22 protein-coding genes and 1 pseudogene are annotated in these 23,830 nt (G+C 74.2%); 10 read left to right on the forward strand and 13 right to left on the reverse strand.

Features of this window, described 5'->3' with window-relative positions; genetic code table 11:
* Positions 1-63: 63 nt before the first annotated feature.
* From C6N75_RS14390 to C6N75_RS14405, 4 genes are all read right to left on the reverse strand, one after another.
* Entirely contained in the window at positions 64-1,026 is a 963-nt protein-coding gene (locus C6N75_RS14390) for an electron transfer flavoprotein subunit alpha/FixB family protein (RefSeq protein ID WP_105869291.1), read from the reverse strand.
* Positions 1,027-1,083: 57 nt separating this feature from the next.
* A complete protein-coding gene (locus tag C6N75_RS14395; RefSeq protein ID WP_105869292.1) occupies positions 1,084-1,878 on the reverse strand; it encodes an electron transfer flavoprotein subunit beta/FixA family protein in 795 nt (264 codons plus the stop codon).
* A gap of 231 nt (positions 1,879-2,109) precedes the next feature.
* Complete coding sequence (locus C6N75_RS14400; protein ID WP_105869293.1) at positions 2,110-2,640, reverse strand: flavin reductase family protein; 531 nt, start codon at positions 2,638-2,640, stop codon at positions 2,110-2,112.
* Between the two features lie 231 nt (positions 2,641-2,871).
* Positions 2,872-3,246 carry a TlpA family protein disulfide reductase gene (locus C6N75_RS14405; RefSeq protein WP_105869294.1) on the reverse strand — a complete coding sequence of 125 codons (375 nt, stop codon included), beginning with the start codon at positions 3,244-3,246 and terminating at the stop codon, positions 2,872-2,874.
* A 213-nt stretch (positions 3,247-3,459) separates the two neighbouring features.
* Here C6N75_RS14405 and C6N75_RS14410 point away from each other — a divergent pair, with 213 nt between their 5' ends.
* A complete protein-coding gene (locus C6N75_RS14410; RefSeq protein ID WP_105869295.1) occupies positions 3,460-4,182 on the forward strand; it encodes a lysophospholipid acyltransferase family protein in 723 nt (240 codons plus the stop codon).
* A gap of 29 nt (positions 4,183-4,211) precedes the next feature.
* Here C6N75_RS14410 and C6N75_RS14415 read toward each other — a convergent pair whose 3' ends face one another.
* The 4 genes from C6N75_RS14415 to C6N75_RS14430 form a co-directional block, all read right to left on the reverse strand.
* Complete coding sequence (locus C6N75_RS14415) at positions 4,212-4,808, reverse strand: transglutaminase domain-containing protein (protein WP_105869296.1); 597 nt, start codon at positions 4,806-4,808, stop codon at positions 4,212-4,214.
* Between the two features lie 91 nt (positions 4,809-4,899).
* Entirely contained in the window at positions 4,900-5,979 is a 1,080-nt protein-coding gene (locus C6N75_RS14420; protein ID WP_105869310.1) for a threonine aldolase family protein, read from the reverse strand.
* A complete protein-coding gene (locus C6N75_RS14425) occupies positions 5,976-6,746 on the reverse strand; it encodes an SDR family oxidoreductase (protein ID WP_105869297.1) in 771 nt (256 codons plus the stop codon). Before C6N75_RS14425 ends, C6N75_RS14420 begins: the two co-directional genes overlap by 4 nt.
* A 41-nt stretch (positions 6,747-6,787) precedes the next feature.
* Positions 6,788-8,224 (reverse strand): DUF6421 family protein, encoded by a 1,437-nt coding sequence (locus tag C6N75_RS14430; protein ID WP_105869298.1) that lies wholly within the window; start codon positions 8,222-8,224, stop codon positions 6,788-6,790.
* A 377-nt stretch (positions 8,225-8,601) separates the two neighbouring features.
* Between C6N75_RS14430 and C6N75_RS14435 the strand changes: the two genes are divergently transcribed.
* Both C6N75_RS14435 and C6N75_RS14440 read left to right on the forward strand, forming a co-directional pair.
* A complete protein-coding gene (locus C6N75_RS14435) occupies positions 8,602-9,243 on the forward strand; it encodes a glycerophosphodiester phosphodiesterase (protein ID WP_105869311.1) in 642 nt (213 codons plus the stop codon).
* A gap of 211 nt (positions 9,244-9,454) precedes the next feature.
* On the forward strand, positions 9,455-12,022 hold the full coding sequence (locus C6N75_RS14440) for an ATP-dependent Clp protease ATP-binding subunit (RefSeq protein ID WP_105869299.1): 2,568 nt from the start codon (positions 9,455-9,457) through the stop codon (positions 12,020-12,022).
* 2 nt (positions 12,023-12,024) lie between these two features.
* Here C6N75_RS14440 and C6N75_RS14445 read toward each other — a convergent pair.
* A pseudogene (locus C6N75_RS14445) lies at positions 12,025-12,543 on the reverse strand (GNAT family N-acetyltransferase); the annotation flags it as partial.
* Positions 12,544-12,709: 166 nt separating this feature from the next.
* Here C6N75_RS14445 and C6N75_RS14450 point away from each other — a divergent pair.
* The 4 genes from C6N75_RS14450 to C6N75_RS14465 all read left to right on the forward strand — a co-directional run bounded on the left by C6N75_RS14450 (position 12,710) and on the right by C6N75_RS14465 (position 16,038).
* Positions 12,710-13,297 (forward strand): DUF5134 domain-containing protein, encoded by a 588-nt coding sequence (locus tag C6N75_RS14450; RefSeq protein WP_105869300.1) that lies wholly within the window; start codon positions 12,710-12,712, stop codon positions 13,295-13,297.
* 116 nt (positions 13,298-13,413) lie between these two features.
* The gene (locus C6N75_RS14455) at positions 13,414-14,349 is read left to right on the forward strand and encodes a M56 family metallopeptidase (RefSeq protein ID WP_105869301.1); all 936 of its coding nucleotides are present in this window, start codon (positions 13,414-13,416) and stop codon (positions 14,347-14,349) included.
* 103 nt (positions 14,350-14,452) lie between these two features.
* A complete protein-coding gene (locus C6N75_RS14460; RefSeq protein ID WP_105869302.1) occupies positions 14,453-15,133 on the forward strand; it encodes a phosphatase PAP2 family protein in 681 nt (226 codons plus the stop codon).
* Between the two features lie 179 nt (positions 15,134-15,312).
* Positions 15,313-16,038: a TetR/AcrR family transcriptional regulator gene (locus tag C6N75_RS14465; protein WP_105869303.1), complete on the forward strand. Its 726-nt coding sequence runs from the start codon at positions 15,313-15,315 to the stop codon at positions 16,036-16,038.
* Here C6N75_RS14465 and C6N75_RS14470 read toward each other — a convergent pair.
* On the reverse strand, positions 16,014-17,519 hold the full coding sequence (locus tag C6N75_RS14470) for an LVIVD repeat-containing protein (RefSeq protein ID WP_258177411.1): 1,506 nt from the start codon (positions 17,517-17,519) through the stop codon (positions 16,014-16,016). The two genes, C6N75_RS14465 and C6N75_RS14470, sit on opposite strands and share 25 nt — an antisense overlap.
* 71 nt (positions 17,520-17,590) lie before the next feature.
* Between C6N75_RS14470 and C6N75_RS14475 the strand changes: the two genes are divergently transcribed.
* On the forward strand, positions 17,591-18,298 hold the full coding sequence (locus C6N75_RS14475; protein WP_407703220.1) for a DUF305 domain-containing protein: 708 nt from the start codon (positions 17,591-17,593) through the stop codon (positions 18,296-18,298).
* A 28-nt stretch (positions 18,299-18,326) separates the two neighbouring features.
* Here the strand turns inward: C6N75_RS14475 and C6N75_RS14480 are convergent, their stop codons facing one another.
* Entirely contained in the window at positions 18,327-18,677 is a 351-nt protein-coding gene (locus C6N75_RS14480; RefSeq protein WP_105869306.1) for an ArsR/SmtB family transcription factor, read from the reverse strand.
* Between the two features lie 201 nt (positions 18,678-18,878).
* On the opposite strand from C6N75_RS14480, the gene C6N75_RS14485 reads away from it, so the two are divergent.
* Positions 18,879-19,958 carry an NADH:flavin oxidoreductase/NADH oxidase gene (locus C6N75_RS14485; protein ID WP_105869307.1) on the forward strand — a complete coding sequence of 360 codons (1,080 nt, stop codon included), beginning with the start codon at positions 18,879-18,881 and terminating at the stop codon, positions 19,956-19,958.
* A 241-nt stretch (positions 19,959-20,199) separates the two neighbouring features.
* Positions 20,200-21,285, forward strand: a complete 1,086-nt coding sequence (locus C6N75_RS14490) for a WD40/YVTN/BNR-like repeat-containing protein (RefSeq protein WP_105869312.1) — start codon at positions 20,200-20,202, stop codon at positions 21,283-21,285.
* 30 nt (positions 21,286-21,315) lie between these two features.
* On the opposite strand, the gene C6N75_RS14495 is transcribed toward C6N75_RS14490, so the two are convergent.
* Both C6N75_RS14495 and C6N75_RS14500 read right to left on the reverse strand, forming a co-directional pair.
* Positions 21,316-22,206 (reverse strand): diacylglycerol kinase family protein, encoded by an 891-nt coding sequence (locus C6N75_RS14495; RefSeq protein ID WP_105869308.1) that lies wholly within the window; start codon positions 22,204-22,206, stop codon positions 21,316-21,318.
* Positions 22,207-22,264: 58 nt separating this feature from the next.
* A partial coding sequence (locus C6N75_RS14500) for an FAD-binding oxidoreductase (RefSeq protein WP_105869309.1) occupies positions 22,265-23,830 on the reverse strand: 1,566 nt, incomplete at its 5' end.

Raw genomic sequence — 23,830 nt, forward strand, 5'->3', positions numbered from 1 at the left:
GAACGGACGGGGGCCGCGCGGCGAGTTGCGCCGCGCGGCCCCCGGACCGTCAGATCGTGCGGGTCAGCCCTTGCGGGCCTTGACCTCCGCGGTGAGCTGCGGGACGACCTCGAAGAGGTCGCCGACCACGCCGTAGTCGACCAGGTCGAAGATCGGCGCCTCGGCGTCCTTGTTGACCGCGACGATGGTCTTCGAGGTCTGCATGCCGGCCCGGTGCTGGATCGCGCCGGAGATGCCGGTGGCGATGTAGAGCTGCGGGGAGACCGACTTGCCGGTCTGGCCGACCTGGTTGGTGTGCGGGTACCAGCCGGCGTCCACCGCGGCGCGGGAGGCGCCGACGGCCGCGCCGAGCGAGTCGGCGAGCTCCTCGACGATGGAGAAGTTCTCCGCGCCGTTGACCCCGCGGCCGCCGGAGACCACGATCGCGGCCTCGGTCAGCTCCGGGCGGCCGGTGGACTCGCGCGGGGTGCGGGAGACGACCTTGGTGCCGGTGGCGGCGTCGGAGAAGGACACCGACAGGGCCTCGACCGCGCCGGCGGCCGGGGCGGCCTCGACGGCGGCCGAGTTCGGCTTGACCGTGATGACCGGGGTGCCCTTGGAGACGCGGGACTTGGTGGTGAAGGAGGCGGCGAACACCGACTGGGTGGCCACCGGGCCCTCCGCACCGGCCTCGATGTCGACGGCGTCGGTGATGATGCCGGAGCCGATGCGCACCGCGAGGCGGGCGGCGATCTCCTTGCCCTCGGTGGAGGAGGGGACCAGCACGGCGACCGGGGACACCGCGTCGTAGGCGGCCTGGAGCGCGTCCACCTTCGGTACGACGAGGTAGTCGGCGAACTCCGCGGAGTCGGCGGTGAGGACCTTGACGGCGCCGTGCTCGCCGAGCACGGCGGCGGTGGCCTCGGCGCCGTTGCCGAGCGCGACGGCGACCGGCTCGCCGACGCGGCGGGCCAGGGTCAGCAGCTCCAGGGTCGGCTTGCGGACGGCGCCGTCCACGTGGTCGACGTAGACGAGGACTTCAGCCATGGGACTTCTTCTCTCCTGCTTGCGAGGTGTGAGGGGGACGTCGGGACCGGAGCCGGGTCAGATGAACTTCTGGCCGGCCAGGAACTCGGCAAGCTGCTTGCCGCCCTCGCCCTCGTCCTTGACGATCGTGCCGGCGGTGCGGGCCGGGCGCTCGTCCGCGGCGTCGACCTTGGTCCAGGCGCCCTCCAGGCCCACCAGCTCGGCGTCCAGGTCCAGGTCGTCCAGCTCCAGGGACTCCACGGGCTTCTTCTTGGCGGCCATGATGCCCTTGAAGGACGGGTAGCGGGCCTCGCCCGACTGGTCCGTCACGGACACGACGGCCGGCAGGGACGCCTGGAGCTGCTCGGAGGCGGTGTCGCCGTCGCGACGGCCGGTCACCGTGCCGTTGGGGCCACCCTCGACCTTGACCTCGGAGAGCAGGGTGACCTGCGGGACGCCCAGGCGCTCGGCGAGGATCGCGGGCAGCACGCCCATCACGCCGTCGGTGGAGGCCATGCCGCAGACGACCAGGTCGTAGCCGGTCTTCTCGATCGCCTTGGCCAGCACCAGCGAGGTGCCCATGACGTCGGAGCCGTGGAGGTCGTCGTCCTCGACGTGGACGGCCTTGTCGGCGCCCATGGACAGCGCCTTGCGCAGGGCGTCCTTGGCGTCCTCGGGGCCGACGGTGAGGACGGTGATCTCCGCGTCGTCGGCGTCGTCGGCGATCTGCAGGGCCTGCTCGACCGCGTACTCGTCCAGCTCCGACAGCAGGCCGTCGACGTCGTCCCGGTCGACGGTCAGGTCATCGGCGAAGTGCCGGTCGCCGGTGGCGTCGGGCACGTACTTCACACAGACAACGATCCTCAAGCTCACGCCGGCTCTCCTACTGCATCGTCTTAACTGAGCTGCCTTCTAGCAGGCAGCATAGGCGCCTGATCGGGCGGTTTCCGCTCGGGGCGGGTGTGCCGCCGTCGTTCCGCCGTGGAAAATATTACTCGCCAGTACATCCACTCCGTACCCGCTGAGCAAGCGCTTCGCACTGTGAGCTGGACTACGCCGGGGGGCGCGGGTGGACAGCTCCATCATGGCGCCCGGGCGGGCCGCTCAGGAGGCGGGCGGCAGGGTGTGGAAGCGACCCCGGTGGTAGACCAGCGGACCGCCGTCCGGGTCGTCGGCGACCCCGCCGGCCACCGCCTCGGCCAGCACCAGCCGGTGGTCGCCGGCCGGGACGAGGGCGGCCACCCGGCACACGAGCCAGGCCAGCACCCCCTCCAGCACCGGGACGCCGTGCGGCCCGGTGCGCCAGCGGGTGGGCGGCGCGAAGCGGTCAGCGCCGCTGCGGGCGAAGGTGGCGGCCAGCTCCCGCTGGTCGTCGCGCAGCACATGGACGCCGATGTGCGCGGCCTCGGCCAGCACCGGCCAACTGGAGGATCCGGTGCCCACGCCGAAGGAGACCATCGGCGGGTCGGCTGACACCGAAGTCAGCGAGGTGGCGGTGAAACCCGCCGGCCGTGCGCCCGAGGCGGTGATCACGGCGACGCCCGCCGCGTGGTGCCGGAAGGCGGAGCGGAGCAGGTCGGGCGAGGCGGGGCGGGCGGCCGGGGAGGTGGAGCGCAGGTCCTGGTGGACCGTCATGGAAGAGTCCTTCGGCGGTCGGGCGCGATCGGCTGGGACACGGGGGGCCGGCCCGCCGGACCCTCGGGTCCGGTGCGGGCTCCGGCTCAGTTCAGTCCGGACAGCGCGCGCTCGCGGTGCGGCAGAGGTCGACATGGACCCGGCGGCGGAGAAGGGTTTTGCTGGCCACCATGCCAGCCTCGCGGCCCGCGCGCGGCGCAGTCAAGGACGCCGGGGGCGGTGCGATCAGCATCACTGCACGTCAGAGCCGTCGTGCGGGCGTTTCGCCGGGTCGGCGACGGCGGCGCCGAGGGCGGCGATCACGTCCGGGGTGCGGGGCTGGCCCTCGGCCCGGCGGACGATCCGGCCGGCCGCGTCGAGCACCAGCACGGTGGGGGTGCGGACCACGTCCAGCGCCCTGACCAGGGCCAGCTCCCGCTCGGCGTCGATCTCGACATGGGCGACGCCGTCCACCATGGCCGTGACGCCGGCGAGCACCCGGCGGGTGGCGCGGCAGGGCTGGCAGAAGGCGGTGGAGAACTGCACCAGCGTGGCCCGCCGGCCCAGCGGGGCGCCCAGCTCGGCCGGGCCGAGGATCGTGCGGGGGTGCCCGGGGGCCTCCGGCATCCTGTCCGCCTCCCTCTCTCGTCTCGTCCGGCGCCCCGTCCGGCGCTCTGGTCACACACAGCCACGACGTGACGAGAATCTCGCTCTCCGGAGTCACCAGGGCTGGCCTGTATGGCCGCCATGGTGCACGATCGGCGCAACACCGGGTACCTACGCCCGCGTAACCTGCACCGGGAGAACCCTCCCCCGCAGCGAAGAAGGGTCATCCCCACCATGGCAGAGCTCGTCTATCGGCCGGTCGTCGGCGCCGCACTGACGCTGTTCAAGGCGCTGGACCTGAAGATCGACGTTCAGGGGGCGGAGAACATCCCGCGCCGCGGCGGGGCGGTGCTGGTCAGCCACCACATCAGCTACCTCGACTTCATCTTCACCGGTCTCGCCGCGCTGCCGCAGAAGCGGCTGGTGCGCTTCATGGCGAAGGACTCGGTGTTCCGCCACCGGATCTCCGGGCCGCTGATGCGCGGGATGAAGCACATCCCGGTGGACCGGGCGCAGGGCGAGGCGGCCTACCGGCACGCGTTGGAGTCGCTGCGGTCCGGCGAGATAGTGGGCGTCTTCCCGGAGGCCACGATCTCCCCGTCGTTCACGCTGAAGAGCTTCAAGTCGGGCGCGGCCCGGTTGGCCCAGGAGGCCGGGGTGCCGCTGGTGCCGATGGCGCTGTGGGGGACGCAGCGGCTGTGGACCAAGGGCCGGCCGCGCAACTTCAAGCGCCAGCACATCCCGGTGACCCTGCGGGTCGGCGAGCCGGTGGAGGCGCCGGCCGACCAGTACGCGGGCGCGATCACCCGGAAGCTGCGCGAGCGGGTGCAGGAGTTGCTGGAGGCGGCCCAGCGGGCCTATCCGGGGCGGCCCAGGGACGCCGACGACACCTGGTGGATGCCGGCGCACCTGGGCGGTACGGCGCCGACGGCCGCGGAGGTCCGCGAGGCGACCTGACCGGCTCCGGCGGGGGCCCGGTCCGGCCGTCAGGCTGCGGCCGGGCCCTCCAGCGACTGCGGCAGCAGGGTCTCCAGGTGGGCCCGGTCGCGGGCGGTGCGCAGCGCGTGCAGCACGGCGGGGTGGGGTGCGGCGTACAGCTCCGGATAGTCCCGCTCGCCGGCCTCGGGGCGGGTGGTGAACGCGAGGTGCTCGCGCTCCCCGTCGAACCGCGCGGCGCGGCCGGCCTCTCCCCCGCGCGGGTCCTGGCGGATCCAGTCCTCGCGGCCGGGCAGACGGACCGCGACCAGTCCGTGGATGACGGGGAAGCCCTGGTAGCACAGGGCGGTGGGGATGGAGCGGGCCCGCAGCAGGGCGGCCAGCGCGTGCGCCTTGGCATAGCAGATGCCGGTGCGCCGGGCGATGGCGTCGGAGGCGCGCCAGGTGACCCGGGGGTCGCCGGTGTCCATGGAGTGCGGGATCTCGTCGCGGACGAAGGCGAAGGCGGCCTCGGCGTATTCGTATACGTCGGGGTGGCGGATGGCGAGCCGGTTCACCACTCGGCGCACCTGGGCGTGGTCGTGGTCGATGACCTCGTCCGCGGCCAGGTAGGCGGAGAGGTCGGGGTCCTGCTGGATGAGCCTCATGAGGGGTGACGGTAGCCGGACGGCCGACCGGGAATCAATAGATTTCCGGACGGCCGTATAGCTATACGAATCAGGAGGCCGCTCGAACCGCTCAGGCGCGGGCCATCTCCTCCTTGAGCGCCAGCAGGAAGGCGTCCACGTCGTCCTCGGTGGTGTCGAAGGCGCACATCCAGCGCACGTCGCCGGCCGCCTCGTCCCAGAAGTAGAAGCGGAAGCGCTGCTGGAGCCGGCGGGTGACCTCCTGCGGGAGCCGCGCGAAGACGGCGTTGGCCTGCACCGGGTAGAGGATCTCCACGCCGTCGACCTGGCGGACGCCCTCGGCGAGCCGCTGGGCCATCGCGTTGGCGTGCCGGGCGTTGCGCAGCCACAGGTCCTTGGCGAGCAGCGCCTCGAACTGCGCGGAGACGAAGCGCATCTTGGAGGCGAGCTGCATCGACGTCTTGCGCAGGTGCTTCATGTGGCGGGCGACGGCCGGGTCGAGGACGACGATCGCCTCGCCGAAGAGCAGGCCGTTCTTGGTGCCGCCGTAGGAGAGCACGTCCACGCCGACCGCGTTGGTGAACGCCCGCATGGGGACGTCCAGCGCGGCGGCCGCGTTGGCGATGCGGGCCCCGTCGAGGTGCACCTTCATCCCGAGGCCGTGGGCGTGGTCCACGATGGCGCGGACCTCGTCCACCGTGTAGACGGTGCCCAGTTCGGTGTTCTGGGTGAGGGAGACGACCTGGGGCATGGCCCGGTGCTCGTCGTCCCAGCCGTACGCCTGCCGGTCGATCAGCTCGGGGGTGAGCTTGCCGTCCGGGGTGGGCACGGTGAGCAGCTTGAGCCCGGCCATCCGCTCGGGCGCGCCGCCCTCGTCCACGTTGATGTGGGCGGACTCGGCGCAGATCACCGCGCCCCAGCGGTCGGTGAGCGCCTGTAGGGCGGTCACGTTGGCGCCGGTGCCGTTGAAGACCGGGAAGGTCTCGGCGGTCGGGCCGAAGTGGCTGTGCATGATCCGCTGGAGGTGGTCGGTGTAGACGTCCTCGCCGTAGGCGGTCTGGTGGCCGCCGTTGGCGAGGGCGAGGGCCGCGAGCACCTCGGGGTGGGCGCCGGCGTAGTTGTCGCTGGCGAAGCCCCGTACGTCGGGGTCGTGGCGGCGGCGGGCGTCGGTGCGGTCGGGCGGGGTGGTCACGGGGCGGGGGTCAGCCACAGGCGCTGTCCGTTCACTTCCTGTGCGGGCCGGTCCCAGACGCCGGCGACCTGCTCGGCCAGCTCGGTGACGTCGGTGAACCCGGCGAACTTGGCGTTCGGCCGCTCGGCGCGCATCGCGTCGTGCACTAGGGCCTTGATGACCAGCACCGAGGCCGCGGCCTTGGGGCCGTCGTCGCCGCCGGCCTTGCGGAAGGCGTCGCCGAGCGCGAGGGTCCAGGCCTCGGCGGCGGCCTTGGCGGCCGAGTAGGCGGCGTTGCCGGCGGTGGGCTTGCTCGCGCCGGCGGCGCTGACCAGGACGTAGCGGCCGCGGTCGCTGCGCAGCAGCGGGTCGTGGAAGGCGAGGGTGGTGTGCTGGACGGTGCGCACCAGCAGCCTCTCCAGCAGCGCCCAGTGCGACAGGTCGGTCTCCGGGAAGGAGGAGGAGCCGCGCCAGCCGCCCACCAGGTGGACCAGGCCGTCGATCCGGCCGAACTCCTTCTCGGTCTTGTCCGCCCACTCGCGGGTGGCGCCGAGGTCGAGCAGGTCGACGGTGTCGCCGGTGACGGTGGCGCCGCCGTGCGCGTACCGGGCGGCGTCGACCGCCTCGACCAGGCGCTCGGGGTCGGCGTCGGCGCCGACCACGGTCGCGCCCGCCTCGGCGAGCCGCAGCAGGGCGGCACGGCCCGCCGGGCCGGCCGCGCCGGCCACCGCGATCACCGCTCCGTCCAGCGCGCCGCTCGCGCCGCTGCCTTCGGCACTGCCCGTCATCGGCGTCTCCTCCGCACCCGTATCCGTACCTGCACCCGTGCTCACGCGGCCACCGGTCCGACCGTATCCGCGGTGATCCCCTTGGCGGAAGCGATCACGTGCTTCAGCTTCTTGGCCAGGGCCTCATAGAACATGCTGAGCGGAAACTCGTCGGGCAGCACGTCGTCGACGAGCTTGCGCGGCGGCAGGCTCAGGTCGAGGGCGTCGGGGCCCTTGGCCCAGCGGGAGCCGGGGTGCGGGGCGAGGTAGGTGGAGACCAGGTCGTAGGCGGCGAACCAGTGGACCAGCTTGGGGCGGTCGATGCCGTCGCGGTAGAGCTTCTCGATCTCGGCGCAGAGCTGGTTGGTGACCTGCGGCGCGCGCTCCCAGTCGATGCGCAGGGTGTTGTCGGTCCAGCGGACGACGTCGTGCTTGTGCAGGTAGGCGAAGAGCAGCTGGCCGCCGAGGCCGTCGTAGTTGCGCACCCGGTCGCCGGTGACCGGGAAGCGGAACATCCGGTCGAACAGGACGGCGTACTGCACGTCGCGGCCGTGCGGGTTGCCCTCGGACTCCAGCTTGACCGCCTCCTTGAAGGCGGTGAGGTCGCAGCGCAGCTCCTCCAGGCCGTACATCCAGAACGGCTGGCGCTGCTTGATCATGAAGGGGTCGAACGGCAGGTCGCCGTGGCTGTGGGTGCGGTCGTGGACCATGTCCCAGAGCACGAAAGCCTGCTCGCAGCGGTGCTGGTCGCCGACCATGGCCTGGATGTCCTCGGGCAGGTCGATGCCGAGGAGGTCGACCGCGGCCTCGGTGACCCGGCGGAAGCGGGCCGCCTCGCGGTCGCAGAAGATGCCGCCCCAGCTGAAGCGCTCGGGGGCCTCGCGCACGGCGATGGTCTCGGGGAAGAGGACGGCGGAGTTGGTGTCGTAGCCGGCCGTGAAGTCCTCGAAGGTGATGCCGCAGAAGAGCGGGTTGTCGTAGCGGGTGGCCTCCAGCTCGGCCAGCCACTGCGGCCACACCATCTTCAGCACGACCGCCTCGAAGTTGCGGTCGGGGTTGCCGTTCTGGGTGTACATCGGGAACAGCACCAGGTGCTGGAGGCCGTCCACGCGGTTGGCGGCGGGCTGGAAGGCCAGCAGCGAGTCCAGGAAGTCGGGCACCTCGAAGCCGCCGTCGGCCCAGCGGCGCAGGTCGGCGACGAGGGCGCGGTGGTACGCGGCGTCGTGCGGGAGCAGCGGGGAGAGCTGCTCGACCGCGGCGGCCATGCGCTCGACGGCGGCCTGGGCGGCGGCCCGGTCGGGTGCGGCCCCGGCGTCGGCGGCGGACTCAGCCGCGGCACCGGCGCCGGCACCCGAGAAGTCGATGGAGCCGTCCGCCGACTGCCAGACGCGGATCTCCTCCACGGCATTCTTGAGCTCGGACCACGCCGGGTGGTCGATCACCTTCGCGGCGGTGGATACGTCCGCGCCGACTGCGTCCTGCACAAGAATTTCCGTCATCTCACTTCCTCCACGGGAGAACCTCGCGTCAAGGCACCGTATCTATTCACGGATCTCCACCACAAGGGCGTTCGAAACAAATTATCCTGTGCGACCGCATCGTTACCGGGAATCTTCCTGCGTGATGGGGGGAGGGGATGCCGGTACGCCGCCGGGGCCCGGTCGCCGGCTTCGCGCCGCCGGGAGCTTCACGGTCCCGCACCGCCGCCCGCGCCGCGACTCGGCGGCCCGGACCCGCCTCCGGGAGCGGGTCGCTACCCTGCGGGAGACCCGCGCGACGACACTCCCCGGAGGCCCCAGTGAGGACGGTCCCGACGAACGGACGGCCCGGCGGCGGCCGCGGGCGCCCCTTCCGGGTGCTCGGCCACCGCGGCGTGATGGGCGTGGAGCCGGAGAACACCCTGCGGTCCTTCGTCCGCGCCGAGCGGGCCGGGCTGGACGCCGTCGAGCTCGACCTGCACCTGAGCAGGGACGGGGCGCTGGTGGTGATGCACGACGCCGAGGTGGACCGGACCACCGACGGCAGCGGACCGGTCGCCGGCCTCACCCTGGCCGAGCTGCGCCGGCTGGACGCCGGACGCGGCGAGCGGGTTCCGGTGTTCGAGGAGGTGCTGGACGCGGTGGCCTGCCCGGTGCAGGCCGAGATCAAGGACGTGGCGGCGGCCCGGGCGCTGGCCGAGGTGGTGCGCCGGCGCGGGCTGACCGGACGGGTGGAGGTCTCCTCCTTCCATGACGAGGCGGTCGCCGAGACCGCGCGGCTGCTGCCCGGCGCACGGACCGTGCTGATCGCGAGCCGCTGGGGCGGCGACATCGCGGAGCGGGCGCTGGCCGCGGGCGCGGCCACGCTGGCGCTGAACATCCGCCGGCTGACCCTGGAGACGGTGGAGCGGGCCCGCGCCGCCGAGCTGGGGATCATCGGCTGGGTCGTGAACACCGCCGAGCACTGGGCGCTGGTGCGCGCCTTCGGCCTGGACGGGGCCACCACCGACCTGCCCCCGGCCGGCGCGTCACCCGGCTGAGCAGGCGGCCGCACCGCTGAGCGCACAGACGTCCACCGCGCTGACCTGCGGGTATGCCGTGGTGCCGGGTCCGGTTCGTCACATCCGCCCCAGGTGTAACGGCCGGGGGCTCGGGAACCCGCGACGTGCACTGGACATGCACCGAAGCAGGTCTCCTCGTACAGCGTGCCCGCGTGCCCCGCGACGGCACCGGGCGCCGGAACGGAACGGTATGAGCAGCGCTTTCCCGGGTCCGGAGGGATACGGCTCCGACCCCTTCAGCGAGTTCCTGGCCCGCTTCTTCGGCAGCGGGCCCGCGTCACCCGTGGGCGGACGCCAGGTACCCCGGTACATCGACATCGGGCGGCTGATGAGCGAGCCGGCCCGGCGGATGGTCGGCGACGCCGCCTCCTACGCGGCCGAGCACGGCAGTACCGACCTGGAGACCGAGCACCTGCTGCGCGCCGCGCTGGCGACGGAGCCGACCCGCGACCTGATCGCCCGCGCCGGGGCGGACCCGGACGCGCTGGCCGAGCAGATCGACCGATCCGCCGGGGACGGCCCGCCGCAGTCGCGGATCGCGGTCACCCCGGCGGTGAAGCGGGCCCTGCTGGACGCGCACGACCTGGCCCGGCACTCCGGCGCCTCCTACATCGGCCCCGAGCACGTGCTGGCCGCGCTGGCCGCCAACCCCGACTCGGCGGCCGGGCGCATCCTCAACGCCGCCAAGTACGACGCGGGACCCGGACCCGCGCCGGGGCGCGGCGGCGGGCAGGGGCCCTGGGTGGGCGACGCCGAGCCGCGGCCCGCCCCGCAGCACGGCACGCCGACGCTCGACACGTACGGCCGCGACCTGACCGACATGGCCCGCGAGGGCCGCATCGACCCGGTGATCGGCCGCGAGGACGAGATCGAGCAGACCGTGGAGGTGCTCTCCCGGCGCGGCAAGAACAACCCGGTGCTGATCGGCGACGCGGGCGTGGGCAAGACCGCCATCGTGGAAGGGCTGGCGCAGCGGATCGCCGAGAACGACGTCCCCGGCACCCTGCGCGGCCGGCGGGTGATCGCGCTGGACCTGTCCGGGGTGGTGGCCGGCACCCGCTACCGGGGCGACTTCGAGGAGCGGCTGAACGGCATCATCGAGGAGATCCGGGCCCACTCCGACGAGCTGGTCGTCTTCATCGACGAACTGCACACGGTGGTCGGGGCCGGCGGGGGCGGCGGCGGCTCGGAGGGCGGTTCGATGGACGCCTCCAACATGCTCAAGCCCGCCCTGGCCCGCGGTGAACTGCACGTCATCGGCGCGACCACGATGGAGGAGTACCGCCGCTACATCGAGAAGGACGCCGCGCTGGCCCGCCGCTTCCAGCCGATCCTGGTCCCCGAGCCGAGCCCGCAGGACGCGGTGGAGATCCTGCGGGGGCTGCGCGACCGCTACGAGGCGCACCACCAGGTGCGCTACACCGACGCGGCGCTGCTGGCCGCCGTCGAGCTGTCCGACCGCTACCTCACCGAGCGGTTCCTGCCCGACAAGGCGATCGACCTGATCGACCAGGCCGGGGCGCGGGTGCGGCTGCGCACCCACACCGACACCGACCTGCGGGCCCTGGAGCGCCAGGTCGACCAGCTCGGCCGGGACAAGGACCAGGCGGTCGCCGCCGAGCAGTACGAGCGGGCGACGGAGCTGCGCGACCGCATCGGCGAGATCCAGGAGCGGATCAGGACCGGCCGCGGCGAGGAGCCGGCCGGCGACGGCCGGGTGGTGGAGGTCACCGCCGAGGACGTCGCCGAGGTGGTCAGCCGGCAGACCGGCATCCCGGTCAGCAGCCTCACCCAGGAGGAGAAGGAGCGGCTGCTCGGCCTGGAGGACCATCTGCGCAAGCGGGTCGTCGGCCAGGAGGACGCCGTCACGGCCGTCTCCGAGGCGGTGCTGCGCTCCCGGGCCGGGCTGTCCGACCCCAAGCGGCCGATCGGCAGCTTCCTCTTCCTCGGCCCGACCGGCGTCGGCAAGACCGAGCTGGCCCGGGCGCTGGCCGACGCGCTGTTCGGCAGCGAGGAGCGGATGGTGCGCCTGGACATGAGCGAGTTCCAGGAGCGGCACACCGTCAGCCGGCTGGTCGGCGCGCCCCCCGGCTACGTCGGCCACGACGAGGCCGGGCAGCTCACCGAGGCGGTGCGCCGCCACCCGTACTCGCTGCTGCTGCTCGACGAGGTGGAGAAGGCGCACCCGGACGTCTTCAACGTGCTGCTCCAGGTGCTGGACGACGGCCGGCTGACCGACTCCCAGGGCCGCACGGTCGACTTCAAGAACACCGTCGTGGTGATGACCAGCAACCTGGGCTCGGAGGCGATCGGCTCGGGCCGCGGGCTGCTGGGCTTCGGCGCCGACGGGGAGGTCGACGAGGACGCGGCCCGCGACCGGGCGCTGCGCCCGCTGCGGGAGCACTTCCGGCCGGAGTTCCTCAACCGGATCGACGAGATCGTGATCTTCCGCCGGCTGGACGAGGACCAGTTGCGCCGGATCACCGACCTGCTGCTGGAGGAGACCCGGCGGCGGATGCGGGCGCAGGACCTGTCGGTGGAGTTCGCCCCGGACGCGGTGGACTGGCTGGCCCGGCGCGGCCACCAGCCGGAGTACGGGGCCCGGCCGCTGCGCCGCACCATCCAGCGCGAGGTGGACAACCGGCTGTCCAGGCTGCTGCTGGACGGGCGGCTGCCGGCCGGCTCCCGGGTGCGGGTCACGGTCGGCGACGACGCGCTGGTCTTCCGCACCGACGAGCCCGGCGACCCGACGGAGTAGGGCCTGCGGGAAGGGNNCGGGAAGGGGGTGGTCGATCCGGTGCGCCGGTAGCCGCGCCGCTCGTACCAGGCGATCAGCTCCTCGCGGACCGTGATGACGGTCATGTGCATCTCACGGGCGCCCCATGCGGCGGCGGCCAGCCGCTCCGCCTCGGCGATGACCTGGCGGCCCAGGCCGCCGCCCTGCCGGCCGGGGCGGACCGCGAACATCCCGAAGTAGGCGACCTCGCGGCCCTGTTCGCCGGGGCGGTGCTCCAACTGGCAGCAGGCGACGATGGTCCCGCCCTGTTCCGCCACCAGCAGCCGGGAGCCGGGGGCGGTGATGACCGCGCGGACGCCCTCGGGGTCGGTGCGCTGCCCCTGGAGGATGTCCGCCTCGGTGGTCCAGCCGGCCCGGCTGGAGTCGCCCCGGTAGGCCGACTCGACCAGGGCCACCAGCGCGGGGACGTCCGCCTCGGTGGCGTCCCGGTAGACCGGCTCGTCGGTGCGCTCGTCGGGAATGCGGGACGCTGCGGTGTCCATGGCGGGGCCGTGCTCCGTTCGGGAAGGCGGTGCGGGAGGCCGAGCCTAACGCGCCGCCCGCGCGCGCCCCCGCGCACCACTGCGCTCGCGTACGCCGCCCCGGGGCGGGGCATCGTCCCGCGTGGACGCCGCCCGGCCGGGGCGGGGCGGCCAGGGAGGTGCGAGGGTGCACGGACCGGTGGTGCCGGGCTGGTTGCTGGTGGGGCTGTGCGCGGCCGCCGGGGCGTCGTGCCTGGTCCGGCTGGCGGGCTGTGCCGGGCATGCGCGGCGGGCGGCGGCCGGCGAGGCGCTGATGGGCTTCGGGATGGCCGCGATGGGCGTGCCGGCCGCGGTGCTCACCCCGCCGCCCTGGCTGTGGGCGGCGTACGCGGTGCTGTTCGCGGCCGCCGCGGCGCCCTCACTGGCATCGCTGGCGTCGCCGCGGACCGGGCGGCGGACGCACGGGCACGTCGGCCACCATCTGGTCGGCTCGCTGGCGATGGTCTACATGGCGGCGGTGATGGCGCTGGACGGGGCGGCCGGTGCGGCGCACGGGGCGCACGGGGCGCGGAGCGCCGTACCGGGCGGGCTGCCGCTGCTGACGGCCGGGCTCCTCGCGTACTACGCGGTCTATGCGCTGCGGACGGGGGCGAGGCTGGCCCCCGCCGGACCTGTCCCGGGGCCGGGCGGCGGCCGGGCGGCGGCGACGGAGGTGGCGCCCGCCTGCCGGCTGGCGATGGCCCTGGGCATGGTCGCGATGCTGCTCGCCCTGTGAACCGGTGGGCGGGAGGCTGCGGAATCCGAAGGCGCGGCGCTGCGGATTCCGTGGTGTGCGTCACTTGCCGCCCGTGGCCGTATCTATCAAGGGCGGGCCGCTCATAGGGTGAGCGCATGGTCGTCTCCCTGGTGCTGCTGGCGCTCGGTTCCGTGGCCGCCGTCCTCGCCCCTTCGTTGCTGGCGCGGGCCCGGTGGCCGGAGCGCGAGCCGGTGGTGGCGCTGTGGGTGTGGCAGTGCGTGGTGGCGGCGGTGCTGCTGAGCTTCGCGCTGTCCATGGTGTTCAGCGCGGCCGCCGCCTGGCAGGAAGTGCGCGGTCAGGTGTTCGCGCCCGCGCCGCGGGCCGTGGAGGAGGCGTACGCGCTGGGGGCGCACGGCCCCTGGTCGGGGACGCTGGCCGTGCTGCTGGCGCTGGGCGGGCTGTGGTCGGCGGCGATGCTGACCCGTGAGGTGCGGCGGGCGCGGGCTCGCCGGCGCAGGCGCCGGGCCGAGCTGCTGGTGCGCTCGCCGCTGCTGCCCGGCGAGGAGGCGGGCGGCGAGCCGCTGGTGCTGCTGGAGGGCGAGCGGGCGGACGCCTGGTGGCTGCCGGGCCCGACGCCGCAGCTCGTGGTGACCACCGCGGCGCTGCGCCGGCTGAAGGGCAGGCAGCTCGACGCGGTGCTGGCGCACGAGCAGGGTCACGCCCGGGCCCGGCACGACTGGCTGCTGCACTGCTCGTCGGCGCTGGCCACCGGCTTCCCGCAGGTCCCGGTGTTCGCGGCGTTCCGCGACGAGATGCACAAGCTGGTGGAGCTGGCCGCCGACGACTCGGCGTCCAAGCGGTTCGGCCGGCTGACCATCGCGCTGGCCCTGGTGGAGCTGAACGAGGACCGGGGCGTCTTCGGCCCCTGCCCGACCCAGGACGCGCAGGTGCCGCGCCGGGTGAACCGGCTGCTGACCGCCGAGCCCCGGCTGACCGCGGGCCGCCGGTTGCGGCTGACCGCGGCGGCCGCCATGGTGCCGGTGGTGCCGCTGCTGGTGGCGTTCGTCCCGGCGCTGCGCACCCTGGGCTGACTTCCTCCTTCCAGCGCTCCGGCCGTCGCGCTTCGGCCGGGGGCGCGGCGGTCCGGCCGCGCCGTTCGGTCATAGTCCGGCGTTCGCCGGTAAGGATCAGGGCATGCACTCCCCCGCCCGCGCCTTGGCCGCCTCCCTCGCCCTGTTCTCCGGCGCCCTGTCCGGCCTGCTGCTGGCGCTGGTCGCCGTCGAGGTGGGGCCGGTGGTGACGTTCGACCGGACGGTGGCGGACGGGCTGCACGCCTCGGCGGTGCGCAGTCCGGTGCTGGTGCGCACCAGCAAGGTGCTGACCGACTGGGTGTGGGACCCGTGGACGATGCGGCTGCTGATCGCGGCAGCGGTGGTGTGGCTGTGGACGCGCGGGGAGCGGGCGCTCGCGGTGTGGGCGGCGCTGGTCAGCGCGGTGGGCACGGCGGTGCAGCAGGGACTGAAGGCGCTGGTGGGCCGGGAGCGGCCGGCCTGGCCGGACCCGGTGGACTCCGCGCACTTCGCCTCCTTCCCGTCGGGGCACGCCATGACGGCGGCGCTGACGGTGGCGGTGCTGCTCTGGCTCGCCGCGCGCATGGGGGCCGCCGGCACGCTGTGGTGGGCGGCGCTGGGCGTCGGGGCGGTGTCGGTGCTGGGCGTCGGCCTGACCCGGCTGTACCTGGGGGTGCACTGGTTCTCGGACGTGCTGGCCGGCTGGCTGACGGGGCTGTGCTGCGCGGCGGTGGCGGTACTGCTCTACGAGCGGTGGGCCGCGCGCGCGGCCCGGCGGGAGGAGCGCGTGGTGAGCCGCCGGTGAGGCGGTCCGGGCGGGGGCCGCGTGAGCCCGCGGACCTGCGGACGCCGTGCGGCCCGGACGATCCCCCGCGTCGCCCGGTCCGCACGGCGTCCCCCGCGTCGACCAGGCAGCCGTCGGCCGTCGCGGCGGCGACGTCCCGAGTATATTGGCTGCCAGCCAGTCAACGCAGGAGTTAAAGCATGGCCCCGCGGAGCGCATCGGTCAATGAAGAGCTGCGGAGGCGTTCCCGGGACAAGCTGCTCCAGGCCACCGTGGAGTTGGTGGCCGAACACGGGTACGAGGACACGACGCTGGGGGCCATCGCCGACCGGGCCGGCTCAGCGCGCGGGCTCATCTCGTACTACTTCGCCGGCAAGCGGGAGCTGCTCCAGTCCGCGGTGCACCGGCTGATGCACCGGACGCTGGCGGCGGCGCTGGAACGCGAGCCGCACACCGAGGACGGCCGGGAGCGGCTGGCCCGGGCCATCGACGCGGTGCTGGGCCTCGCGGTGGAGCAGCCGCGGCTGATGCGCACGCACATGGCCGGCATCCTCCAGGCCGAGGGGTTCGTGCGCTGCCCCGAGCAGCAGCGACTGGCGGCGCTGCTGCGGGACACCGTGGACCGCTACGGCTCGCGGGACGTGGACGCCGACTACCCGCTGCTGCGGGCGCTGCTGATGGGCGCGGTGTTCGCCGTGCTGCTGCCGGGGGCGTCGATGGAGCGGGCCAGGCTGCGCGCGGAGCTGTTCCAGCGGTACGGGCTGGACTGGGAGTCCGGTACGCCGCCGGGCGGCCCCGGCCTTGAGGGGCCGCCCGGCGGGGCGGGCGGGCCGGGGCCCGGTGCGCCGCCACCGGGCCCGTCCGACGGGCCGTCCCCCTTGCGGGAGCCGGCTCAGGGGTCTCAGCGGTCGAAGTCCGCGAAGTAGTCCGGCTGCGTCTGGACGTTCAGCTCGTCCATCCGCACCCGCTTCGCCGGGTCGGTGCGCCGGTCGTCGATCCTGAGGACGTCGAGGCCCTTGGCGATGTCGTTGGAGTAGATGTGGCCGTTGTAGTAGTAGGCGGACCACGACCCGCCGCTGGCGAGCTGGGTGGCGCTGACGGGGCCGCGTTCGAAGTAGGCGATCTCCTTCGGCCGGCGGGAGTCGGTGAAGTCCCAGACCGAGATGCCGCCCTGGTACCACGCCTGGACCATCAGGTCCTTGCCCTTGACGGGGATGAGCGAGCCGTTGTGGGCGACGCAGTTCTCGGTGTCGGCCTGGTGGCGGTCGATCTTGAAGTAGCTGCGGAAGACCAGCTTGCGCTTGTCGCCGCGGCCGGTGATGTCGTAGATGCCGTCCGCGCCGCGGGTGGGGCCGACCTGGGCGTTGCAGGTGGGGGCCACGCCGCCGCCGAGTTCGTCGGTGAAGACGACCTTGTCGGCCTTCTGGTTGAAGGTGGCGGAGTGCCAGAAGGCGAAGTTGACGTTGTCCTGCACCCGGTCGATGACCTTGGGCCGCTCCGGGTCGGCGAGGGAGAACAGGATTCCGTCGCCCATGCAGGCGCCGGCCGCCAGGTCCTTGCCGGGCAGCACGGTGATGTCGTGGCATCCGGTCGTCTTGCTGACGCCCGGGTTGGTGGGCGAACCGGGGTTGCCGCCGCCGTCCGGGCCCTCACCGGGGAAGAGCACCGGGAAGCCGACGAGCGCGGCCTCGTGCGGGGCCTTGCGCGGCACCTTGATGACGGAGATCCCGTCGTGCGGCGGCCGGCAGTCGGGGAAGGCGGCGTTGGGCGCGTACGAGGAGACGTACACGTAGACGTCGCGGCGCTCCGGCACCAGGGTGTGGGTGTGCGAGCCGCAGGCGGTCTCGACGGCGGCGACGTACCGCGGGTTGCGGATGTCGCTGATGTCGAAGACCTTCAGGCCCTCCCAGGAGCTCTTCTCGGTGGCCGGCTGGGTGGTGCTGGAGCAGGAGTCGTCGCTGCGCGAGGAGTCGGTGGACAGGAAGAGCAGGTCCCCGGAGACCGAGATGTCGTTCTGTGAGCCCGGGCAGAGCACCTGGGCGACCGTGCGCGGGTTGCGCGGGTCGCGGATGTCGAAGATCCGGAAGCCGTCGTAGTTGCCGGCGAACGCGTACCGGCCCTGGAAGGCCAGGTCGGAGTTGGTGCCGGGCAGCGCGTCCTTCGGGATGTTGGCGAGGTGCTCGATGTTGGGGCTGTGGACGATCTCGTCCACCCCGGGTATCTCGCCGGACCGGATCGCCTCGGCCGCCTCGGCCTGCTGCCGGGCGGAGACGGCGCCGGACCTGGCGGGGGCGTCTCCCGGGTCGGGGATCGCGGCGGCGGGGCCGGCGGTCAGCAGCGTGGCGAGCAGCCCGGCGGCGGCGGTGGCCACGCCCAGTCGTCTGCGCCGGACACGAGCGGTGCGCAGGATCACTACGTCCTCCCTGATATCCGTTCGGGGGTGAGCGGTTGACGGACGGTCGCAGTATCTTCCTTTGCATGCACATCTCAACAGGTGGCAACACGGACGTCATGAGGATTTCTCCGCGCGGGGCCCGCGCCGCGCGGATCGCGGCCGTGTCGGTGCTGGTGGCACTGGTGGGGCTGACCGGCTGCGACGCCGCTCCCTCGGAGCAGGGGCGGGGCGGTACGCCGAGGGCGGCGGCCGAGGCCGGCGGCTCCACCGTGGTGGCGCCCGGCCGGCCGGGCGAGCCGGCCCGGACGCTGCCACCGGAGCAGGCGGCCCGCGAGGTGGTGCCGGACACCCCCAACTCGGCCGACTTCACCTATGCGCAGATGATGATCGTCCACCACGGGCAGGCGCTGGAGATGGCCCGGCTCGCACCCGGGCAGGCGGCCTCGGCGCGGGTGAAGGGCGTGGCCGCGCGGATCGCGGGCGCGCAGGGGCCGGAGGTCGCGGCGATGCGCGGCTGGCTGAACCGCAACGGCGGCCCCCGTGCGCAGCCGGGCCACGCCCACGGGAGCATGCCGGGGATGGCCACGGCGGCGCAGCTCGACCGGTTGCGGGCGGCCCGCGGCGCGGCCTTCGACGAGCTGTTCCTGAAGTTGATGATCGCCCATCACCAGGGGGCGGTCACCATGGCCGCGGAGGCACTGTCGGAGGGCAACAACGTCCAGGTGGAGGAGATGGCCACCGATGTGATCGCCCAGCAGACGGCGGAGATCGGCCGGATGCGGGAGCTGTGAGCCGGCAGCGGACGAGGCGCCGGCCCCGTCAGTCCTCGGCAGCCCCGAGCCGGGCGGACTGGGCGTCGGCGGCGGCGAGGACGGCCGCGAGCAGACCGGGGAACAGCGCCTCCAGGTCGTCTCCGCGCAGGGCGTTGAGCTTGGCGGTGCCCCGATAGGTCTGGCGGATGACGCCACTCTCCCGCAGCACCCGGAAGTGGTGCGTGCTGGTGGACTTGGTGACCGGCAACTCGATGTCGGAGCAGGCGAGTTCGGCGCCCCCAGCGGCGGCGAGGCGGCGGACCGCCCGCATCCGCATCGGGTCGGCGAGGGCGTGCAGCACCTCGGCCAGGCGGATCTGCGCCGCCTCGGGGTGGGGCAGCTCGCGCCCGGAGGTCATGGTCGTCACGGCGGCGGCTCCACGGTGGTGCGGTCGTCCCGCAGCGGGCTGGACCACGATGGTACGACGACTTCCGTAGTTCGAGAGGCGTCATAGTTTGATGACCGACGTAGTTTGACAGGTGACGTACTACGAGGGCTATCGTACGAGCAGTCGGCCGCTCCGTCCCGGAACGGCCGGCTCCGTCGAGAGGAGTCCGCCGTGAGCGCGCTGTTCGAACCCCGCACCTTCCGGTCGCTGACCGTGCCGCACCGCGTCTGGATGGCCCCGATGTGCCAGTACAGCGCCCAGCCGACCGGCGCCGGGGCGGGCGTGGCCGACGACTGGCACTTCGCGCACTACGCGGCGCGCGCGGCCGGCGGCACCGGCCTGATCCTGCTGGAGGCCACGGCCGTCTCGCCCGAGGGCCGGATCTCACCGTACGACCTGGGCCTGTGGAACGACCGGCAGGCCGAGGCGCTGCGCCGGATCACCGGCTTCCTGCGCTCGCAGGGCACCGTACCGGGAATCCAGCTCGCCCACGCCGGGCGGAAGGCGTCCACCGAGCGCCCCTGGAAGGGCGGCGCCCCGGTGACCGACGCGGCGCTCGGCTGGCGGCCGGTCGCGCCGAGCCCGCTGGGCTTCGACGAGGGCCACCCGGTGCCGGACGAGCTGACCACCGAGCAGATCGCCTCGATCGTGGCGCAGTTCGCCGACGCGGCGCGCCGGGCCCGGGAGGCGGGCTTCGACGTGGTGGAGGTGCACGGGGCGCACGGCTATCTGATCCACGAGTTCCTCTCCCCGCACACCAACCACCGCACCGACGCCTACGGCGGGTCCTTCGAGAACCGGTCCCGGTTCGCGCTGGAGGTGGTGGACGCGGTGCGCGCGGTCTGGCCCGAGGACCTGCCGGTGTTCTTCCGGGTCTCGGCCACCGACTGGCTGGAGGAGGGCGGCTGGACCACCGACCAGACGGTACGCCTGGCCGCGCTGCTCCGGGAGCACGGCGTGGACCTGCTCGACGTCTCCAGCGGCGGCAACGTACCGCGCGCCGCCATCCCGGTCGGGCCCGGCTACCAGGTGCCGTTCGCGGCCCGGGTGAAGGCGGAGACCGGGCTGCCGGTCGCCGCGGTGGGGCTGATCACCGACCCGGCGCAGGCCGAGAAGATCGTGGCCAACGGGGAGGCGGACGCCGTGCTGCTCGGCCGCGAGCTGCTGCGCGACCCCTCCTGGGCGCGGCGCGCGGCCGGCGAGCTGGGCGGGGCGGTGCACGTGCCGGACCCGTACCACCGCGCGGTCTGACGAGGGCGCGCCGCGGGCACGGACCGGCGGCGCGGCGCGGTCCCGACGCGGTGCGCGCCCGGGCCGGCGGCGCGGCGCGGTCCCGACGCGGTGCGCGGGCCGGGGCCGCCGTCGTCGGGGGGCGGCGGTGAGCCGACGGCACGGCGGTGACCTGCGCGGATGTCGGTGGAAGGGCCGTTGTCAGTGGGTGGGTGCAGACTTTCCCCTATCCACGACGACGATGTCCTGGGAGGTGTCGGCCATGCCCGACGTGCTATTGACCGCAGGCACCCGCAAGGGGTTGTTCCTCGGCCGCAGGAGGAGCGGCCGGTGGGACTTCGAGGGGCCCTACTTCAACGCCCAGGCGATCTACTCGGTCGCCATCGACACCCGGGCCGGCACGCCGCGGCTGCTGGCGGGCGGGGACAGCGCGCACTGGGGTCCTTCGGTGTTCCACTCCGACGACCTGGGGGCGACCTGGAGCGAGCCGGTGCGGCCGGCCGTCTCCTTCCCCAAGGACACCGGCGCCTCGCTGGAGCGGGTGTGGCAGCTCCATCCGGCGGGCCCGGCCGCCCCCGGCGTGGTCTACGCGGGCACCGAGCCGGCCGCGCTGTTCCGGTCCGAGGACGGCGGCGAGAGCTTTGAGCTGGTGCGGCCGCTGTGGGAGCACCCGACCCGCTCGCGGTGGGAGCCGGGCGGCGGCGGCGAGGGGCTGCACACCGTGGTCACCGACCCGCGCACGCCCGACGCGGTGACGGTCGCGGTCTCCACCGCGGGGGTGTTCCGCACCCAGGACGGCGGGAAGCAGTGGAGCCCGTCGAACCGCGGGGTGTCGGCCGTCTTCCTGCCCGATCCCCACCCGGAGTTCGGGCAGTGCGTGCACAAGATCGCCCAGGACGCGGGCGACCCGGACAAGCTCTACCTGCAAAACCACTGGGGGGTCTACCGCAGCGACGACTCCGGGGCGAGCTGGACCGACATCGGCGCGGGCCTGCCGTCCGACTTCGGCTTCGCGGTCGCCGCCCACCCGCACCGGACGGACACCGCCTACGTGTTCCCGATCACCGCGGACGCCGACCGGGTGCCGGCCGGCCGCCGCTGCCGCGTCTACCGCACCGAGGACGGCGGTCGGAGCTGGGAAGCGCTGTCCGCCGGGCTGCCGGAGCGCGAGCACTACGGCACCGTGCTGCGGGACGCCCTGTGCACGGACGACGCCGACCCGGCGGGCGTCTACTTCGGCAACCGCAACGGCGAGCTGTACGCCAGCGCCGACGACGGCGACAGCTGGGAGCTGGTCGCCTCCCATCTGCCGGACGTGCTGTGCGTACGGGCGGCGGTGGTCGACTGAAGCGGACGGAAGCGGATCCGGTGCGCCTGCTCAGGCGAGCACCCGCAGGGCCCCGGGCTGGACGCGGACGGTCACCGGCAGGGCGGCGTCGACCTCGCCGTCCGCGCCGTAGGGCACGGCCCGGTCGGCCTCGATCCGCACCTCCCGGCCGCGCAGCACCCGCACCTGGGGACGGGCCAGATGCGCGCCGCTCTTCAGCTCGTTCATGATCGAGAAGAACAGGCGCCGGGGGCCGTGCCGGATGACGACCACGTCCAGCAGTCCGTCGTCCAGCAGGGCGCCGGGGGCGATGTTGCGGCCGAAGCCGTAGAAGCCGGAGTTGGCGGCGACCACGGTGTAGCCGCGCTCCTCGTGCTCGACGCCGTCCACGGTGATCCGGTAGGTGACCGGGCGCCAGCCCGCGACCGCCCGGGCGCCGCCCACGTAGTAGGAGGCGGCGCCGCTGAGCCAGGTGGAGGTGTTGGCGTAGCGGTTGGCGACGGCGTCCACCCCCGCGTAGACGCTGCCGAGCACCGATGTGCCCGGGTGGACGGCGGAGGTGACCTCGATGGTGTCCACGGTGCGGGGCTCGCCGTGCAGCAGGGTCTCGGCGAGGGCGGGTGCGTCGATGGCGCGGCCGGTGCGGCCCAGCGCGCGGGCGAAGTCGTTGCCGCGGCCGGCCGGGACGAGGCCGAGGACGGCGCCGGTGCCGCTGAGGGCGCCGCCGATGCCGCCCGCGATGCCGTCGCCGCCGACCGCCAGCACCACCCGGCCCTGCCCGCCGGCCTCGCGGGCCAGCTCGCGGGCGTGGTCCAGGCTGCGGCTGTAGCGGGTCTGGAGCTCCGCGCCGGCCTCGCGGAGCAGCTTGGCCAGGGTGAGCAGGTCGGACGCTCCGCCGGCGCTCCCCGCGGCCGGGTTGACCACGGCGGTGAACTGTCGCATGTGCGCGCCTTTCAGGGCAGGCGGGCCCGGGCGGCGGAGCGCCGCCCGGGGCGGGACGTCAGGGCCGCCCGGCGGGCGGCTCGGCGGGGCCTTGGGAGGCGGAGTGCGCGGGCGCGGGGGCTCGGGTTCCGGCGGGCTCGGGGGCGTCCGCGGGCGGGATGAGCACACCGGGGTTGAGGATGCCGGCCGGGTCGAGCGCGGCCTTCACGGCCCGCAGGGCGCGGATGCCGAGCGGGCCGGCCTCGCGGGCGTACCAGTCGCGGTGGTCGGTGCCGACGCCGTGGTGGTGGCTGATGGTGCCGCCGGCGGCCAGGATGGCCTCGTTGGCGGCGTGCTTGGCCGGCTCCCAGTGCGCCACCGGATCCTCGCCCTGGGCGCTGACCACGGTGAAGTAGAGCGAGGCGCCGTTCTCGTAGACGTGCGAGATGTGGCACATCACCAGCGGGGCGGTGCCGGCCTTGGCGAGGGTGTCGGTGAGGGCGCCGCGCACGCCCTCGTACAGCGCGGGGATGTCGGACCAGAAGGCCGCGGTCTCCAGGGTCTCGGCGAAGGCGCCCGCGTCGAGCAGGCCGTCGCGCAGATAGGGGGCGTCGTAGCGGCCGCGCGCCCAGTGCTCGCCCGGCTCCTCGCCGGCGTACTCGCCGCCGGCGGCCAGCAGCGCGCGGCGGGCGCGGGAGCGTCGTTCGGCGGTGTCCTCGGCGGTGCCCTCGTAGCCGACGACGGCCATGCAGCCGGCGGCCTCGGGGGCGGGGCCGCCGATCCGGTCGGGGTGGGCCAGGCCCACGAAGGTCTCGGTCTCGTCGGAGAGGCGCAGCACGGTGGGGCGCGGCCCGTCCTGGGCGAGCCGGCGCAGCGCGGCGGCGCCGGCGTCGAAGGTGGCGAAGCGCCAGCCCTCGTAGACCCGGCGCTCGGGCAGCGGGCGGATCCGGACGGTCACCGAGGTGACTACGCCGAAGGCGCCTTCGGAGCCGAGGACGAGCTGGCGCAGGTCGGGGCCGGCGGCCGAGCGGGGGGCGCGGCCCGCCTGCCAGGCGCCCTCGGGGGTGGCGACGTCGAGGGCGAGGACCATCTCGTCGAAGCGGCCGTATCCGGCGGAAGCCTGGCCGCTGGACCGGGCGGCGGCGAAGCCGCCGACGGTGGCCCACTCGAAGGACTGCGGGAAGTGGCCGAGGGTGAAGCCGCGCTCGTTGAGCAGGGCTTCGGCGCGCGGGCCGCGCAGTCCGGCCTGGAGGACGGCGGTGCGGGAGACCTCGTCGACCGCCAGGAGGGCGTCGAGCCGGCGCAGGTCGAGGGCGACGAACGGGCGCGTCCGCTCGGGGGCGAGGCCGCCGACGACGGAGGTGCCGCCGCCGAACGGCACCGCGGACAGGCCGTGTCGCGCGCACAGCCGCAGGGCGGCGGCCACCTCGTCGTGGCTGCCGGGCAGCAGCACGGCGGCGGGCAGGTCGGCGAGGTCGCCGGCGCGGATGCGCAGCAGGTCGGGGGTGGACTTGCCGCGGGTGTGCCGGATGCGGCTCGCGGCGTCGGTCAGGACGTGGGCCTCGCCGCCGAGGGCGTCGGCGAAGGCGTCCAGCGCCTCGGGGCCGAGCGGGGTGGGCGGGGCCTCGACGTCCTCCAGCGCGGG

Origin of the sequence: Streptomyces solincola (genome assembly GCF_002982015.1) — a bacterium.
Lineage (GTDB): Bacteria > Actinomycetota > Actinomycetes > Streptomycetales > Streptomycetaceae > Streptomyces > Streptomyces solincola.